Source organism: Aliidiomarina sp. B3213, assembly GCF_003290085.1.
GTDB lineage: Bacteria > Pseudomonadota > Gammaproteobacteria > Enterobacterales > Alteromonadaceae > Aliidiomarina.
This window is the reverse complement of sequence record NZ_QMKJ01000001.1, coordinates 614102-631813: the sequence shown is the minus strand read 5'-3', so window position 1 is coordinate 631813 and position 17712 is coordinate 614102. Positions and strand designations below refer to the sequence as shown.

11 protein-coding genes are annotated in these 17712 nt (G+C 45.2%); 6 read left to right on the top strand and 5 right to left on the bottom strand.

Annotated elements, in window-relative coordinates; all coding sequences use genetic code 11:
• Positions 1 to 63 precede the first annotated feature (63 nt).
• Genes DQX04_RS03015 through DQX04_RS03005 form a run of 3 tightly spaced genes read right to left on the bottom strand, consistent with a single transcriptional unit; the run spans position 64 to position 7435 of the window.
• A complete protein-coding gene (locus tag DQX04_RS03015; RefSeq protein WP_111914310.1) occupies positions 64 to 3150 on the bottom strand; it encodes an efflux RND transporter permease subunit in 3087 nt (1028 codons plus the stop codon).
• A complete protein-coding gene (locus DQX04_RS03010; RefSeq protein ID WP_111914309.1) occupies positions 3147 to 6362 on the bottom strand; it encodes an efflux RND transporter permease subunit in 3216 nt (1071 codons plus the stop codon). Before DQX04_RS03010 ends, DQX04_RS03015 begins: the two co-directional genes overlap by 4 nt.
• Complete coding sequence (locus DQX04_RS03005) at positions 6359 to 7435, bottom strand: efflux RND transporter periplasmic adaptor subunit (RefSeq protein WP_111914308.1); 1077 nt, start codon at positions 7433 to 7435, stop codon at positions 6359 to 6361. Before DQX04_RS03005 ends, DQX04_RS03010 begins: the two co-directional genes overlap by 4 nt.
• Positions 7436 to 7740: 305 nt before the next feature.
• On the opposite strand from DQX04_RS03005, the gene DQX04_RS03000 reads away from it, so the two are divergent.
• On the top strand, positions 7741 to 9054 hold the full coding sequence (locus tag DQX04_RS03000) for an O-acetylhomoserine aminocarboxypropyltransferase/cysteine synthase family protein (protein WP_111914307.1): 1314 nt from the start codon (positions 7741 to 7743) through the stop codon (positions 9052 to 9054).
• On the opposite strand, the gene DQX04_RS02995 is transcribed toward DQX04_RS03000, so the two are convergent.
• Both DQX04_RS02995 and DQX04_RS02990 read right to left on the bottom strand, forming a co-directional pair.
• Positions 8998 to 9777 carry a homoserine O-succinyltransferase gene (locus DQX04_RS02995; protein ID WP_111914306.1) on the bottom strand — a complete coding sequence of 260 codons (780 nt, stop codon included), beginning with the start codon at positions 9775 to 9777 and terminating at the stop codon, positions 8998 to 9000. The genes DQX04_RS03000 and DQX04_RS02995 overlap by 57 nt on opposite strands.
• Positions 9778 to 9879: 102 nt before the next feature.
• Positions 9880 to 11160, bottom strand: a complete 1281-nt coding sequence (locus tag DQX04_RS02990; RefSeq protein WP_111914305.1) for a citrate synthase — start codon at positions 11158 to 11160, stop codon at positions 9880 to 9882.
• Positions 11161 to 11553: 393 nt separating this feature from the next.
• On the opposite strand from DQX04_RS02990, the gene sdhC reads away from it, so the two are divergent.
• From sdhC to DQX04_RS02965, 5 genes are all read left to right on the top strand, one after another.
• Positions 11554 to 11928, top strand: coding sequence for a succinate dehydrogenase, cytochrome b556 subunit (gene sdhC, locus DQX04_RS02985; RefSeq protein ID WP_111914304.1), 375 nt, complete (start codon positions 11554 to 11556; stop codon positions 11926 to 11928).
• Positions 11922 to 12269, top strand: coding sequence for a succinate dehydrogenase, hydrophobic membrane anchor protein (gene sdhD / locus DQX04_RS02980; RefSeq protein ID WP_111914303.1), 348 nt, complete (start codon positions 11922 to 11924; stop codon positions 12267 to 12269). Before sdhC ends, sdhD begins: the two co-directional genes overlap by 7 nt.
• A complete protein-coding gene (sdhA, locus tag DQX04_RS02975; protein ID WP_111914302.1) occupies positions 12270 to 14039 on the top strand; it encodes a succinate dehydrogenase flavoprotein subunit in 1770 nt (589 codons plus the stop codon).
• Between the two features lie 11 nt (positions 14040 to 14050).
• Positions 14051 to 14767 (top strand): succinate dehydrogenase iron-sulfur subunit, encoded by a 717-nt coding sequence (locus DQX04_RS02970; protein ID WP_111914301.1) that lies wholly within the window; start codon positions 14051 to 14053, stop codon positions 14765 to 14767.
• Positions 14768 to 14897: 130 nt separating this feature from the next.
• Complete coding sequence (locus DQX04_RS02965) at positions 14898 to 17702, top strand: 2-oxoglutarate dehydrogenase E1 component (protein WP_111914300.1); 2805 nt, start codon at positions 14898 to 14900, stop codon at positions 17700 to 17702.
• Positions 17703 to 17712 lie beyond the last annotated feature (10 nt).

Sequence of the window (17712 nt, the reverse complement as noted above, 5' to 3'; positions counted from 1 at the left end):
TTTCAATAAAAAAATGCCCGCTATTACGCGGGCATTTGAATTATTTGAGTTTAAAGTTAATTGCTATGCATTCTCGGTAGATTCAACATCAGCACTTTTAATGGTTTTACTTCCTTTCCAAACTCTACCCCAATGACTCCGCCAGAACAGCAAACGGCTGTATGCATGAGGTACGAAATACAAGCTTGTAACCGTTGAAAAAATTAGGCCGCTTATGATGGTAATAGCCATTGGTGCGTACGGAGGGCCGTCACCACCTATTTGCGTTGAGCCGAATGCTAGTGGCATAAGACCCAGTATAGTAGTAGCTACGGTCATAAGAATAGGGCGTATTCTTCGAGACGAACCTTCTAAGATTGCATCTTCCAAAGGCACACCTTCGTCGCGTAGCTGGTTGATCTGATCAACCAATACAATGCCGTTATTGACTACAATTCCCATCAAGATCAGCATCCCAATCATAGCCATAACTTCAATGCCTGTGCCCGTTACCATAAGTCCCCAGAATACACCTGTAATCGCGAGCAGAAGTGAACCGATTACTGCACTAGGCAACAATAAAGACTCGAACAATGCGGCCATAACCATATAAACCAAGCATACAGCCAATAACATGTTCACCAGCATAAGTGCTTGTTCTTCTTGTTGACGACGGAATCCGCCATCTAATGACCATTGATAGCCTGTAGGCAGCGCAATTTGTTCCATGACGTTTTGAATTGCGTCTCTCGCTTCATCCATTTCAATGTCATTCAAATTAGCGCTAATACGCATAGCTGTTTCGCGGTCTACACGTCGAATTTGTTCTAATCTTGGATGACGTTCAAAGTGAGCTACTTGATCCAAACGTACAAGCTGATTTCCATCTCTTGCTACCGTCATTGCCTCTAGCAGTTCTAGATCGAGTTCGTAGGTTTCCGGATAACGAGCTTCAATACGTACGTCGCCTTCTGGATTATGTCTAAAAGAGCGAAGAGGTGAGCCGCGTAAAGCGAGAGAAACTTGCTGTGCCACGTCTTGTGTAGACAAACCATAACGCTCAGCTTGTTCACGATTCACAATGACACGCAGCTCGTCGCTACTATTGCCAGTATCGGTTTGGACGTCTTCGATACCTTCAACGTTTTCTAAGATGGGAATAAGCTCATCCGCAATCATTTCAAGGCGTTCGGTAGAGCGTCCTTTGAGCATGATTTGAACACCTTGGTTGTCTCCGCCACCCCAACCGAAGTATGGGTTACTGCGAGACATTGGAGGCATATTAGAGCGTACGCGATCTTGAAGTTCTGCCACAGAAATCGAACGTTCAGGTTTGAGTAGCATCGTTGTTATTGCATAACCAGGAGTGTAGTAGCTATAAACATCTTCTAGTTGGAAAGCTTCCTGATTCGCATACAGGTAGTCTTCGAGAATATTAACTTCATTCTCAACCTCTTCCAGTGAATACTGCCCACCTAAGTCATAGTTGATAAACAAACGGTCATTATATGCAATAGGGGCTTGATCGTTACCCACTTGCGACAATGGAATCGCCGTTGAAGCTAACAACACCAGGATCATAATTGTGGTTGCTACAGGGTGTCTGTGCGACCAACGTAAAGAGCGTAAGTATACTTTTTTCAACTTACTCTCTTTAACGTGCATTTTCTCAGGGTTTACTTTGAGCTTGCTCAACAGCAACGGAATAAGTGTTTGAGCGATTAACAGCGAAGCTAGTAGTGAAATACAAATAGCAATGGCCACATGCTCAAGGAAAATTGTGATTTGCTCTTTTTCACCAAATATATTGGGTAAAAATACAATCGCTGTCGTAAAGGTACCAGCAATAATCGCCAGTGCGACACGACCCATACCAGTTTCTATCACCTCTGTATTTAATGGACGACCTTCGCGAACTGCCATTTCCTGTTCTTGCTTTACACTCTCACTGACTACAACTGCATTGTCGATAAGCATACCAATCGCGAGCATTAGCCCCATCATTGATAAGATGTTTAAGCTGTAGCCAAGCAAGTACATCGCACCCAATGTTAAGCAAATAGAGGCCGGTACAGAAAGCACAATAATGAGAGTGATTTTCCAATCACGCAAGAACATATAGAGCACTGCCGTAGAGAGGAAAGCACCGATAAGTCCAGCAAGCAAAAGGTCACTTAATGACTGAGTTACACTGTCTGCAAGGTTATCCATCATCATAAGTTGGATACCGTCAAACTCTTCAGTTCGGCCAGCTTCGTCAATCACTTTGACCACTTCATTGGCAACGTCTACTAAGTTTGCGGTGGACTCTTTGAAGACGTCAATGCCGATAGCGTAATCCCGGTTAAAGTGACGACCTTCGCGCATTCGTGGCAGCTCGTACTCAACCTCTGCAATATCATCAACGGTTAAGAATTGCGTAATAGGCAGTTGGCGAATCTCATCTAAATTATGAAACTCTGACGAGGCACTAATGCGAAGTTTATTGTTTTCTGTTTCGGTAAAACCGGCTGTTTGCGTAAAGTTTTGGGTACGCAGGGCACCTAATACTTGTTCTGTACTTAAGTTCGCAGCAGTTAAGGCGTCAGGATTCAAACGAATCATGATCGTGCGCGGGTTCACACCATACAAGGTAACTTGGGAAACACCGGGGGCACGCTCTAGTGGTTGCTTGAGGTTTCGATTCAACAAGTCCCATGCAAATTCTAAATCGCGTTCACTAGAAATTCGCAGTTGTAGTACAGGCATATCCTCCGTATTGAACTGCATTACGTATGTGCGCTCTACATCGTCTGGAAGTAGATGGCGAGCTGCTTCTACTTTTTCACGAACTTCAATACTTCGCGCATTAACGTCTTCTTGCCAGTCGAACATGAGCACAATGAAGCCGCTGTCTTCGTTTGAGAAAGAACGAATTTCCTTCACATTGGAAATGGTTGCTAGCGTTTCTTCTAACGGGCGAACAATTAACCGCTCTACTTCCGCAGGAGTGGCATTAGGGTAGGGAACCTGAACCATAACTTGCGGGATGTCTATCGCTGGAAATTTTTCCAGCGGTAGTAGTTTCGACGAGGCTAAACCTAGAATAAGCATCGCTAGGAACGCCATCCAGATAGTTACTGGACGGCGAAGAGCAAAACGCGCTAGCGGAGCTGTGTATTTATTGCTCATGCTGCGGTCTCCTGTACGAAGCGTTTGCGGTCGAACAATTGGTACACGATAGGAATGAAGAACAAGGTAAGTACTGTTGCGAACATCAGCCCTGAAATAACCGTGATAGCCATAGCTTGGGTAAGCTCTGCACCTTCACCTATACCTAGTGCAAGAGGGAATAATCCCAATACCGTAGTTAATGTAGTCATTAGAATAGGGCGTAGACGCTGCGAAGAAGCTTCTTTAATAGCAGCTGTCTTTTCCATGCCTTCGGTACGTAATTGGTTAATACGGTCGATAAGTACAATGGCATTATTAACCACAATACCTGCAAGCATAATGAGTCCGATAAACACCACCACACTTAGCGGGGTATTCGTGAGCCACAGACCAAGAATAGAGCCAGACGCTGCCAATGGTACAGAGAACATGATAAGCAACGGATGGCCGAAACTCTCGAACTGAGATGCCATAACTAAGTAAACAAGGAATATTGCTAGTGCTAAAGCGAACATCAAAGACTTGTAAGACGACTCTAGCATGTCGCTTTGTCCGCCAACACGAACGTCTATACCTGGTGGCATTGTAAGCTCTGCAATCATTCCCTCTAACGTGGCTGCTGCAGCACGTAAATTGCCATCTTTAACACCCATAGACACGATGGCCACGCGCTCTTGGTTTAAGCGTGTAATCTCACCGGGACCTGTCATCAATGAAACCGTTGCCACCGCAGAAAGAGGAAGCTCACGTTCAGCGCCAGGATTTACGATTAGATTTTCGACTTCATTCGGATCTTGTCTGTGAGCGTCTGGGAGACGCACGCGAATGTCGATTTGACGGTCATCTAGGCTGTATTTCGATGCAACTTGCCCACCCATTTTCTGGGTAATGACTTGTGCCACTTCAGGCGCTGTTAAACCTGCAAACGCGAGGCGTGCATGGTCGAAACGAATAGTAAGCTCAGGTTGACCATCTGCGATACCAGCTCTAACATCTTGAAAATTATCGTCTGCCGCAAGGCTGTCTTGTAATTGAACAGCAACTTGACGCACACGCTCGAGGTCATGTCCTTGAATTTCAACAGTTAATGGCATGTCGATACTAATTAAGCTAGGAAAGTCGACAGTGCTATTCAAGTCAGGGTGGTTGCGAAGGGTTTCACGAACATCGTCGATCACTTGAAGTCGCTCATTACTTGTAAGTGACTTCTCAGTAATAACATGAAGTCTACCCCAGTATTCACCACCTTGATTGGCGGAAATTTGCATAAGACTGCCTATCCCTGCAACAGAGAATGATTTTTCAATACGAGGGTCTTCGCTAATTTCCATAGCAATATCTGCCAGGGTTTGGTCGGTGCTCTCGATTGGAGTTCCCCGTGGCAACTCAATTTCAACGTAGAACTCTTGTTGCTCCATGTCTGGTATTAATTGAGCTTTCAATTGGGGTAGCAATACGAAGCTAGCACCGGTAATGGCAACAAACACCACAAAGAATACTGATGGAGCTTTTAATGTCCCTGAAAGCGCCGCTCTATGAGCTTGTTGTATTTTGTTAAGCAAGAACTGGAATGCGCCAAGTACAGGTGAGAACACCAGTCTGGTGACAAACTTCACTGCAGTGCCTATTTTGCGAAGCGTCCATAAAATTAAGTGTGGAAGGAGTACCCACAGTGTGTAGCGTATCCAAGCGAAAGGTGTGAAAATCTTTCTCCAACCTTTGCGTGGTGCAGGGCGTTCCATACGACTTGGGTGACCTGCCAATTTTTGCGGTGCTCCGCGAGACGCTAACATAGGGATAAGCGTAATAGCGACTAATAACGAAGCGATAAGCGCGAATGTTACGGTGAGCGCTTGGTCAAAGAATAATTGGCCAGCAATACCGGAGATAAAGACCATAGGCACGAAAACGGCAAGAGTGGTAAGCGTGGAAGCTGTAACAGCACTTGATACTTCTGAAGTGCCTTCTATTGCTGCTTGCTCAATACCGTCACCCATTTCGCGACGTCGTGAAATGTTTTCCAATACAACGATCGCGTTATCTACCAGCAGGCCAACGGCTAGTGCAATGCCTCCTAAAGACATGATATTCAAGCTTAGATTTGCCGAATACATAAGGAAGAATGAGGCAACTACGGAAATTGGAATAGCCAACGAGATAATCAGTGTGGGCTTAAGCTGGCGTAGAAATAGTAAGATAACTGCCATGGCAAGTATGCCACCAACAATAGCGTTTTCTTTAACCGATGAAATCGCGTTTTTAATAAACAGAGACTGGTCGCTGAGTAGCTCTAGGTTATAGTTCTCAGGCATATCTTCTGTAATTAAGTCCAGAGAGTTTTTCACACGCTCAGCAACCGCTACGGTGTTTGCTCCGCCTTCTCGGTACAAATTAAATTCAATGGCTTCAACACCGTTAACGCGGCTAATTGAAGTACGATCTTTATGACCTAACCGGACCGTCGCAATATCCTTAAGTTGAATAGGACGACCTTCGACAGCGGTAATATATATATTTTCTATCTCAGAGAGGCTCTGGAACTGGTTCATGGTTCGCACGAGAAACTCTAAACGACCACTTTGTACACGTCCTCCTGAGCGGTTTACGTTTTCCTCACGCAAACGAGAGACCACAAATTCAGGCGTAATATTAAGTGCAGCCGTGCGTTGCTCGTCGATAAGCACCTGGATTTCGTCTTCCAGACCACCACCTGTGCGCACTGCGGCAATACCGTCGATGGTTTCAAAGCTTCTTTTTAGCTCTTCGTCGGCGTACCTGCGCAGCGACTGTAAGTCTTCGTCGCCACTCAGAGCAAAGCGTAAGATAGGTTCTAGGTTAGGGTCAAAGCGTAAAAGAATGGGTTTTTGGATATCTAATGGAACTTGCACCATGTCGAGCTTCTCACGAACCTCGATTGCAGCCATGTCCATATTCGTTCCCCACGCGAACTCTAACAAAATATCTGACTGCCCTGCGCGAGCGAATGAAGTAATCGTTCTTATACCTCGAACCGTACCTAATGATTCTTCGATAGGGCGGTTAATAAGCTGTTCAATTTCAGCAGGAGCTGCGCCCGGATATTCAGTTCTAACGGTTAAACTTGGGTAACTTAACTCAGGGAGCAAAGTTACCGGTAAACGGTTAAGCGCCACCATCCCGAACAGCGTGATCGCCAGGGTAAACATCACCACTGTTACGGGACGATGGACAGCAACTTTTACAAGACTCATGGTTCGATTACCTCAACTTTAGATTCGTCTCTGAGGTTCGACTGGCCAGTAATAACAAGCATATTGCCGTCACTTAAGCCTTCTTCGATTTCAACCCAGCCATGGTCTCTGATACCTGTTTGCACTGTAACTTTGTGTGCAACACCGTCTTCTACACGGAATACGTGTGACTGATTATCAACACTAATAAGCGCGTCTTGCGGTATACGTACAACGTTTGTTTTCTCTGCGTAATGGATGTTTACACGAGTAAATAGTCCAGGACGCAGTTGTTGATTCTCATTTGGCACATTTAGCACTACACGGAAAGTACCCGAGCCTGAATCCACGATAGGGCTAATACGCTGAACATGCGCGTCCATAGTATTTAAGCTAGGCAGTGCAGGAACAGCAATTTCAGCATTTTGACCTGACACTAAATGTTGTAGTGCACTTTCTGGTAAATGAACGGTAGCGCGCAGTTGGCTAATGTCCACAATGTGAAACATCGTCTGTGGTTGCCATGCTTGGATTAGGTGACCTTCACGTGCATAACGTTCTGAAATATGACCCGAAATAGGCGCACGTACTGTGGTTTCGTCTAAGTCTTTTTGGGCTAACTCAAGTTGAGCTTGCAACGAGTCGTGTTGTGACTGTAAACGACTTACTGCGTCAGCACTTACGAGTTGTCTTTCAGCAAGTTGAACATGACGAGTTAATTCTTGGCGAACATTTCGAAGTTCAGCATTAATTTGGTTTAAAGCGAGTTGGTAACGTGAAGACTCCAGTTGCGCCAGAATTTGGCCTTCTTCTACATAGTCGCCTTCTTCAACTAAAATTTGCTCTACGATGCCATTTACGCGTGGAATAACGTCAGTGCTTTTTTCTGCTTCTAAAATTGCACTTCCTGTAAATGACGCTTTAACTTCACCAATTGAAGCGGTAACCACTTCAACGGGAACGCCGCGTTCAGTTTCCGCTACTTCTTCCTCTACAGGACCGTTAGCGCCTACATTGCCGCAACCCGCAAGCATAGTGCTTGCAGACACTAGAGCAAAAACCGATAAAAGTTGATTTCTTAAACGTATGTTCACTGCTTAAACCCCCTGGCTAGACACTGTGTGTTCGCCGATTAAACAAATTAAATGAATTAGCATTATCTTCGCTAAGTAAGTTGCCGACTACTCTGCAGCGAGCATGCCAAAGTTGATTTTAACTTATAAGTAACTGAATTATTGTTAATTTTTGTCGATTGTGGATTCTTTGTGGAAGTTTCAGATTTTCCTGATTAACCATTTGTTAGCGGATTTCACACAATAATTGGCGAAATGTTAAATAAACATCTAGACATTTAGCCGTCTAAACGGTTATCTTGGTTTTTTAACGGAGGAGCAGAACCATGAAACCAGAAACAATAGCGTTGCATTTCGGCTATGAGGCTGAGAAGCCACAGCGATCAGCAGCAGTGCCTATTTATCAAACTACTTCTTTCACATTCGACAATACGGCACATGGCGCAGACTTATTTAATTTGCAAGTTGAGGGAAATATTTACTCAAGAATCATGAACCCCACCAATGCAGTGCTAGAGCAACGGCTAGCAGCATTAGAGGGAGGAATAGGAGCGTTAGCTGTGTCTTCTGGCATGGCCGCTATAACGTACACGGTTCAAACATTAGCTCGAGCAGGAGACAACATTGTTAGTGTGAGTCAGCTCTATGGAGGAACATATAACTTATTTGCTCATACGTTACCTCAACAGGGCATCGAGGTTCGTTTCGTAAATGGATTAGACGTGCAAGCCATCGCTTCGTTGATTGACGAAAACACCAAGCTTATTTTCTGTGAGTCGATTGGTAATCCAGCTGGAAATGTTGTGGATATAGCCGCATTGTCAGAGATAGCGAATCAACATGGTGTTGCGTTGGTGGTAGATAACACGGTCGCTACACCGGCTTTATGTAAACCATTCGAACATGGCGCGCATATTGTGGTGCACAGTTTAACCAAGTATATCGGAGGCCATGGAACTACTGTGGGCGGAGCAATAGTAGATAGTGGAACTTTTCCATGGCAGGAACATAAAGTGCGTTATCCGCAACTAAATGAGCCGGACCCGTCTTATCATGGAGTCGTTTATACTGAGGCTCTGGGTGAAGCCGCGTTTATTGGCAGGGCTAGGGTTGTTCCATTAAGAAATACAGGAGCATGTCTTGCCGCTCAAAGCGCATTCCAAATTCTACAAGGTTTGGAAACGTTGAGTCTGCGGATTGAAAAGCATTGCGCAAATACCAAAATCGTAGCGAATTATTTACAGCAACATCCTGGGGTTGCATGGGTGAATTATGCGGGGCTGGAAGACAGTCCATATCATGAATTAGCGACACGTTTTACGAAGGGAACAGCAGCAGGCATATTAAGCTTTGGTATTAAAGGTGGTGAGGCGGCAGCGCAAAAATTCATAGATGCGTTACACCTTATTTTAAGGCTTGTGAATATTGGTGATGCTAAATCTCTAGCCTGTCACCCTGCGTCAACGACACACCGTCAGCTGAGTGACTCTGAATTAGAGAGTGCTGGGGTTACACGTGACCTAGTAAGGTTGTCGATTGGTATTGAACACCCAGACGATATTATCGCTGATATTGACCAGGCTTTAACGGCTGCGCAAAGCGAACTGCAACCAGTTCTCGAGGATGGTGCGACCGTTTAATTGCCAATAGGGCAGCTGGTTAGACGTTTCAGAGTTTGGCGATGGCTTTTGCCAAACTGGAGGCTTTGTAGCGAGGCCACTACGTTGGTCTCGCTTATATTCGTTTTGCAGTGTGTCTTCCGCATATTCAGGGTGAGCAAGCAAAAGCAGCGTTTCATGCTGATCGATAAGCATCGCCGGACCTTCATTCGGCACTTCAAGCAAAGGCTCTATGTGCTCATGTTGCTTGATCTCGTCGGGGTCTATAAAAGCGTAGCGTGATTGCGGTAACCATATACTCGGCTCGAGTCCATTTAAAACAGGGTGATGTTGGCTTTGTTTGTGCTCAAATACACCGAATAGCTTTTCTGAACGAATGTTTGGTGTTAATTGGTATTTTGCATATAAATACGCATTAGCCGCCCAGCATGAGCAGAACATGGGAATTCGATGTTCAATGCAGAAGTCAAATAATGCCGCTAATTCACCCCAGTACTTCACGTCTTGATAAGGTGTTCTACCCAAGGGAGCACCAGTAATAATGAGTGCGTCAAATTGAGCCGGTTTGCCAACACAATAGCGAGGTAATAACAGACTTATGTCGGTACTTTTGGGTTGATATGACTCAGTAATAAAAGGTTGCCAATTGATGTTATTGCGGGTTGGCTCCACTAGCTTTAGCCACTGTCGTTCAGTGTCTATTTTGTTGGGCATTAGGTTGAGAAAAGCAAGAGTGGGGCGCATGAAATTTCAGTTATTGTTATGTTGCCAATGAAGTTTTAAATATGCATTAAAAAAGCCAGCGCGACAACAGGGTATCGGCTGGCTTCTATTCAGTTCAAACCGTTACTTTTTAATAGGTTTGAATTCGCGTTGAGCTTCACCCGTATACAATTGACGTGGACGGCCAATTTTCTGAGTTTTCTCACTCAGCATTTCATGCCAGTGTGACGTCCAACCTACTGTACGCGAAAGTGCGAAAATTACAGTAAACATGCTTGTTGGAATACCAATGGCTTTCAAAATGATACCTGAGTAGAAGTCTACGTTCGGGTAAAGTTTCTTCTCTACGAAGTATGGGTCTTCTAGAGCAATTTTCTCTAGTTCCATGGCTACGTCGAGCAGTGGATCTTCAATGTTAAGCTCTTTAAGAACTTCGTGACATGTTTCACGCATAACTTTCGCTCGAGGGTCGAAGTTTTTGTATACGCGGTGTCCGAAGCCCATAAGACGGAACGGGTCGTTCTTGTCTTTGGCTTTATCAATGAACTCTGGAATACGCTCTACGCTGCCAATTTCGCTCAACATTCTTAGGCATGCTTCATTAGCACCGCCATGTGCAGGACCCCAAAGTGATGCTACACCAGCTGCGATACACGCGTATGGGTTAGCACCTGAAGAACCAGCTAAACGAACCGTTGAAGTTGAAGCATTTTGTTCGTGGTCAGCGTGCAACGTGAAGATTCTGTCCATTGCTTTTGCAATAACAGGGTTTACTTCGTAGTCTTCTGCTGGAACAGAGAACATCATGTTCAGGAAGTTTTCCGAATAGCTCAGGCTATTTTTCGGATAAACGAAAGGTTGGCCAATACTATGTTTGTAACACATAGCAGCGATTGTTGGCATTTTCGCGATTAAGCGATATGCACTGCGAACACGTTGGTCAGGATCAGAGATGTTCAAATCGTCGTGATAAAACGAAGAAAGTGCACCAGTTACCGCGCAAAGCATTGCCATTGGGTGTGAGTCGCGACGGAAGCCGTTAAAGAAGTTATGGATACCTTGGTGAACCATAGTGTGGTTCGTGATGGTTTTGCGGAACTTCTTGTACTCTTCAGCGCTAGGTGCTTCACCGTGAACTAGCATGTAGCAAACTTCTAGGTAGTCAGCTTCAGTGGCAAGTTGCTCAATAGGATATCCGCGATGCAGAAGCACACCGTTGTCACCGTCAATGTAGGTGATTTGTGACTCACAAGAACCAGTTGCAAGAAAACCGGGGTCAAATGTGAAGTAACCGTGCTTACCTAATGTGCGAACATCTATAACGTCATGACCAGCGGTTCCAGAAAGTACTGGAAGTTCGATGGTATTGCCGTCGACTTGCAAAGTGGCTTTTTTGTCAGCCATAAGGAAATCTCCTCGCTTTCGTTGCGTCTCGGGAAAAAAAAGTGCGCTATTTGTACTTGATCCGACCAGTGAATGTCAATTTTACTCGTCCGATCTGCGTAAAAAGTAAGCACTTTCAACGTGGATTTAATCGTTCTTCTAATAAAACGATAAAATTAAAATATGTCGTAATGATGAAGTATAGGTAATTCAGGACAAATTGGATTACTTGAACTTGTCTTATTCTTATACTTTAGTCTAGTACAGAGGTGTTCCAGAGCCATATATAAGAAACACCTTGTTTAACAGGCTATTTTCTGACCTTTGCGACGGTTTCCATCATTGTATTTCTATAATTCGGTGGATATACTTGACGCACCGACCTCCATTGCGTTTTAACAGAAGGCAAAAGTGGTGAAAAAACAAAGACCCGTAAATTTACAACTGAATACAATCAGTTTTCCTCCAGCTGCTATATCGTCAATCTTACATCGCGTGTCAGGCGTAATTATGCTTGTGCTTGTAGGTTTGTTAGTTTGGCTTTTGGCAAACTCACTTCAATCACCTGAAGGGTTCGCGCAAGCGCAAAGCGTTTTTGCTCATCCTGTCGTTAAGTTTTTAGTTTGGGGCTTCTTAACAGCTCTTGGCTACCATTTGTTGGCAGGTATACGCCACATGGTAATGGACTTAGGCATATGGGAAGAGCGTGAATCAGGTAACGCGAGTGCAGTAGTAACAATCGTTCTAGCTGTAATTCTCGCTGTGTTAGCAGGAGTTTGGCTATGGTAAAGGTAGCATCTACTTTCGGTCGTAGCGGAGCGCACGACTTCGTTCTCATCCGCGCGTCAGCATTGATTATGGCAGCATATGCTATTTTCTTGGTGATCTGGCTGGTAGCAAACCCAGGTATTGATTACCAACAGTGGGTAACCTTATACAGTCATATCGGCATGAAAGTGTTTACATTGCTGGCACTCACCGGACTATTAATTCACGGCTGGATTGGTATTTGGCAGGTTTTAACCGATTACGTCAAGAACTCACGCCTACGTGGCGCAATTCAGTACATCACAGTGATAGCGCTCGGCGTATACTGGTTCACTGGCCTATTAGTTTTATGGGGTGTTTAAGTGAGTAACGTAAAAGAATTAGAATTTGATGCAGTAGTTATCGGCGCGGGTGGCGCGGGTATGCGTGCTGCATTGCAAATTTCAGAAAATGGCATGAGCTGTGCGCTTATGTCTAAAGTATTCCCAACTCGTTCACATACAGTATCAGCGCAAGGTGGTATTACCGTTGCGTTAGGTAACGCACACGAAGATAACTGGGAATGGCACATGTTCGACACCGTTAAGGGTTCTGACTACATCGGTGACCAAGATGCAATCGAATACATGTGTAAAACTGGCCCAGAAGCTATTTTAGAGCTTGAAAACATGGGTTTACCGTTCTCTCGCTTCGAAAACGGTAAAATATACCAGCGTCCGTTCGGTGGTCAGTCTAAAGAATTTGGCGGTGAGCAAGCTGCGCGTACTGCGGCTGCAGCAGACCGTACAGGTCACGCACTTCTTCATTTGCTTTACCAACAAAACGTAAAGAACAAAACTACAGTTCTTTCTGAGTGGTATGCGCTAGACATCGTGAAAAACCAAGACGGTGCAGTGACGGGTGTAACCGCATTAGATATCGAAACCGGTGAGGTTTACCACATTAAAGCAAAGTCTGTTGTGTTGGCAACTGGTGGTGCAGGGCGTATCTACGCTTCAACCACTAACGCACACATTAATACAGGTGACGGCGTAGGTATGGCACTTCGTGCTGGTGCGCCAGTGCAAGACATGGAAATGTGGCAGTTCCACCCGACAGGTATTGCAGGTGCAGGTTCGCTTGTAACCGAAGGTTGTCGTGGTGAAGGTGGTTACCTTCTAAACAAAGATGGCGAACGCTTTATGGAGCGTTATGCGCCAAATGCTAAAGACCTTGCATCGCGAGACGTTGTAGCTCGTTCAATGATGACCGAAATTCGTGAAGGTCGTGGTTGTGATGGTCCGTGGGGAACTCACATTAAACTTAAACTTGACCACTTAGGACGTGATGTTCTTGAGTCACGTTTACCTGGTGTATGTGACCTAGCTAAGACATTTGCTCACGTTGACCCGGCGGAAGAGCCTATTCCAGTTATTCCTACCTGTCACTACATGATGGGTGGTATTCCAACTGACGTAAACGGCCAATGTTTGCAAGTTGATGCCAACGGTCAAACGAAACCAATTCAAGGCTTGTTTGCTTGTGGTGAGATTGCGTGTGTATCAGTACACGGTGCAAACCGTTTAGGCGGTAACTCGTTACTTGACCTTGTAGTATTTGGCCGCGCAACAGGTCTTCACTTAGGTGACGCTCTAGCTGCAAATACAGAATCTCGCACTGCTTCTAACGACGACGTAGACGCTGCATTGGCACGCGTTAACCGTTGGAACAATACACAGAAGGGTGAAGATCCAGTACAGATTCGCCGTGACCTACAAAACTGCATGCAAATGAACTTTTCGGTATTCCGTGAAGGTGACGCAATGGAGCAAGGCTTGAAAGAGTTGCGCGAAATTCGTGAGCGCTTGAAGCATGCACGTTTAGACGACACGAGCAGCGACTTCAACACGACTCGCATCGAGTGTCTAGAACTTGATAACTTGATGGAAACTGCATATTCAACTGCTGTTTCTGCAAACTTCCGTCAGGAAAGCCGGGGTGCTCACAGCCGTGCTGACTACCCAGATCGCGACGACACGAATTGGTTAGTACACTCTGTATATCGTCCAGAAGACGAGAGCATGACGAAGCGTGATGTAAATCTCGAACCTAAACTTCGTGAAGCTTTCCCGCCTAAAGCGCGAACTTATTAAGAGGCAGAACGATGAAAAAATTTACTTTTTCTATCTATCGTTACAATCCTGATACGGATACAAAGCCTCGTATGCAGGAGTACACTTTAGAGCTAGAAGATAGCCAAGACTTGATGGTGCTTGAAGCGCTGATCAAGATAAAAGAAGAGCAGGACCCAACGTTGTCGTTTAGACGCTCATGCCGTGAAGGTGTGTGTGGTTCTGACGGCTTCAACATCAATGGTAAGAACGGCTTGGCGTGTATCACCAACCTTTCTTCATTGAAGTCGAACAAAATTACAGTGCGCCCACTGCCTGGTTTGCCTGTTATTCGTGATTTGATTGTTGATATGACTCAGTTCTATCAGCAATATGAGAAAGTAAAACCTTTCCTTATCAACGATGACAAGACTCCACCAGCGCGTGAACGTCTACAAAGCCCTGAAGATCGTGAAAAATTGGATGGCTTGTACGAATGTATTCTTTGCGCATGTTGTTCTACTTCATGTCCGTCGTTCTGGTGGAACCCAGATAAGTTTGTTGGACCAGCGGGTCTATTACATGCTTATCGCTTCCTTGCAGACAGTCGCGACACTGCAACAGAACAACGCTTAGACGATTTAGACGACGCGTTCAGTGTATTCCGCTGCCACGGTATTATGAACTGCGTTAATGTGTGTCCTAAAGGCTTGAATCCAACTAAAGCTATTGGTCACATAAAATCGATGTTGTTGAGTCGTGCGGTTTAGCAAAATCGCAAGGCTTTGATATATTAAGAATGTGCTTTGAGATTCGCCACCCTAATTGCAGGGTGGCAGTTTCTTAAAATCTGAACAATTCCGGTTGTTTTTCACCGTTCATGATTGGAAAGGAAAAGCAATGCAAGAAGGCGCAATGCAAGCCTGGATAGAATCCTCACCTCTGGCCGGAGGTAACGCGGCCTACGTCGAAGAGCTTTTTGAGCTTTATCTTGATGATCCAAATTCTGTGGGCGAAGAGTGGAGAAAACTTTTCGAACAGCTACCTGCCGGCGCATCGAATGACGTTAAACATAGTCTTATTCGTGACCAATTTAGAGAAGCTGCCAAACATAAGCTTAAGCAGTCTGGCGGTGGAGAAGGAATAAACTCGGAATTTGCGGAAAAGCAGGTACGTGTTCTTCAGCTTATCAACGCTTACCGTTTTCGTGGTCACCAACACGCCAATATAGACCCCTTAGGTTTGTGGAAGCAGGAAACTGTTCCTGACCTTTCACTTAACTTCCACTCGTTAGAGAAAGAAGACCTAGATACCGAATTTAACGTGGGCTCCCTCGTTATTGGTAAAGACGTAGCGAAATTAAAAGATATTCATAAGGCCCTTGAGTCCATTTATTGTGGCTCCATTGGCGCTGAATACATGCACATCGTGAGCACAGACGAAAAACGTTGGATTCAACAACGTTTGGAATCTCAACTGGGCCAGCCTAAATTTGACGAAGCTGAGCGTAAGCGACTGTTAAAAGAGTTGGTTGCTGCTGACGGATTAGAAAAGTACCTAGGTAAAAAATTCCCGGGCGCAAAACGCTTCTCGCTTGAAGGTGGTGACGCTTTAGTTCCGCTAGTGAAAGCACTTATTCGCCGCTCTGGTAACCAAGGTGCGAAAGAAGTCGTCATTGGTATGGCTCACCGCGGTCGTTTGAATCTTCTGATTAACGTGCTGGGTAAAAAACCACAAGAATTGTTCGACGAGTTCGCAGGACGCAACACAACTGATAAAGCCGGTGACGTTAAATATCACATGGGCTTCTCGTCAGATTTTGCAACCGACAACGGTAACGTTCACTTAGCTCTTGCGTTTAACCCATCTCACTTAGAGATTGTTAACCCAGTGGTTATTGGCTCTGTTCGTGCTCGAATGGACAGACGTGGGTGTAAAGACGGTAGCCAAGCATTACCGATTACTATCCATGGTGACGCGGCGATTGCCGGCCAAGGCGTAGTTCAAGAAACATTTAACTTGTCGAAAACTAGAGCGTATGGCGTTGGCGGAAGTATCCGCATCGTAGTGAATAACCAGGTTGGTTTTACTACTTCTAAACAGGAAGACGCGCGTTCTACGCAATACTGTACTGATATTGCAAAAATGGTGCAGGCACCAATTTTCCACGTGAATGCGGACGATCCTGAAGCTGTATTATTCGTGTCGCAATTAGCTGTAGACTATCGCAACACGTTCAAGCGTGACGTAGTTATTGATCTTGTTTGTTATCGCCGCCACGGCCATAACGAAGCTGACGAGCCAAATGCTACACAGCCTTTGATGTACCAAAAAATTAAGAAGCATCCGGTTCCTCAGGCGCTTTATGGTAAGCGTTTAACAGACGATGGACTGCTTTCAGAAGACGAGCTGAAGAAGCTTGTTTCTGATTATCGTGATGCGTTAGATAAAGGTGAGTGTGTAGTCGACGAGTGGCGTGAAATGTCACAGCATTCAGTGGACTGGACACCGTTCGTTGGAAAAGAGTGGAACGTAGAGTATGACTCCACAATTTCTATCGATGAATTAAAAGTACTTGGTGAGCAAGTAAGCCACGTTCCAGCCGACTTCAAGCTGAATAAACAAGTTCAAAAAGTATATGAAGAGCGCGCGAAAATGGCGCGAGGCGAGCGTACTTTAGATTGGGGTATGGCTGAAACTTTAGCTTATGCTTCAATGGTAAAAGGCGGCACGCGTATTCGTATGACAGGTCAAGACTGTGGCCGTGGTACGTTCTTCCACCGCCATGCGGTTTTGCATAACCAAGAAGACGGTTCTACCTTCTTACCGTTAACCAAAATTTCTGAAGATCAGGCTCCTATCGAAATTTATGACTCGGTGCTGTCGGAAGAAGCGGTTATGGCTTTTGAATATGGTTATGCGACTGCAGAGCCAAACTCACTCGTTATTTGGGAAGCACAGTTCGGTGACTTCATGAACGGTGCTCAGGTAGTCATTGACCAATTCTTGAGTTCAGGTGAGCAAAAGTGGGGACGTTTATGCGGCCTAACGTTGTTGTTACCTCATGGATACGAAGGTCAAGGCCCTGAACACAGTTCAGCGCGACTAGAACGTTTCCTACAGCTATCGGCAGACCATAATTGGTCGGTATGTGTACCAACTACACCTGCTCAGGTGTTTAATATGCTTCGTAGACAGCAACTTCGTCCGGTTCGCCGTCCGTTGATTGTTATGACACCGAAGTCATTGTTGCGTCACCCAGAAGCAGTATCTAGTTTAGAAGATCTTGCAGAAGGTGTTTACCACAACGTATTGCCAGAACAAGACAAGCTAGACGCGAAGAAGGTTGACCGTGTTGTGATGTGTAGCGGTAAAGTTTATTACGACTTGCTGAAAGCCCGTCGCGACAATGAACAGAATAATGTAGCTATTATTCGTGTAGAGCAGTTGTATCCATTCCCACATGAGGAAATGGCTGAAGTATTGAAGCCATATCAGCACGTGAAAGAATTTGTGTGGTGTCAGGAAGAGCCTCAGAATCAGGGCGCTTGGTATTGTAGCCAGCACCACTTCAGAGAAGCTATTCCGGAGAAAGCTAAACTTACGTATGCAGGGCGTCAGGCATCAGCGTCGCCAGCTGTAGGTTATGCGGCAGTCCACAAAGAACAGCAAGAAAAACTCGTAAATGAAGCGCTAAGCATTTAACAGGTGATAA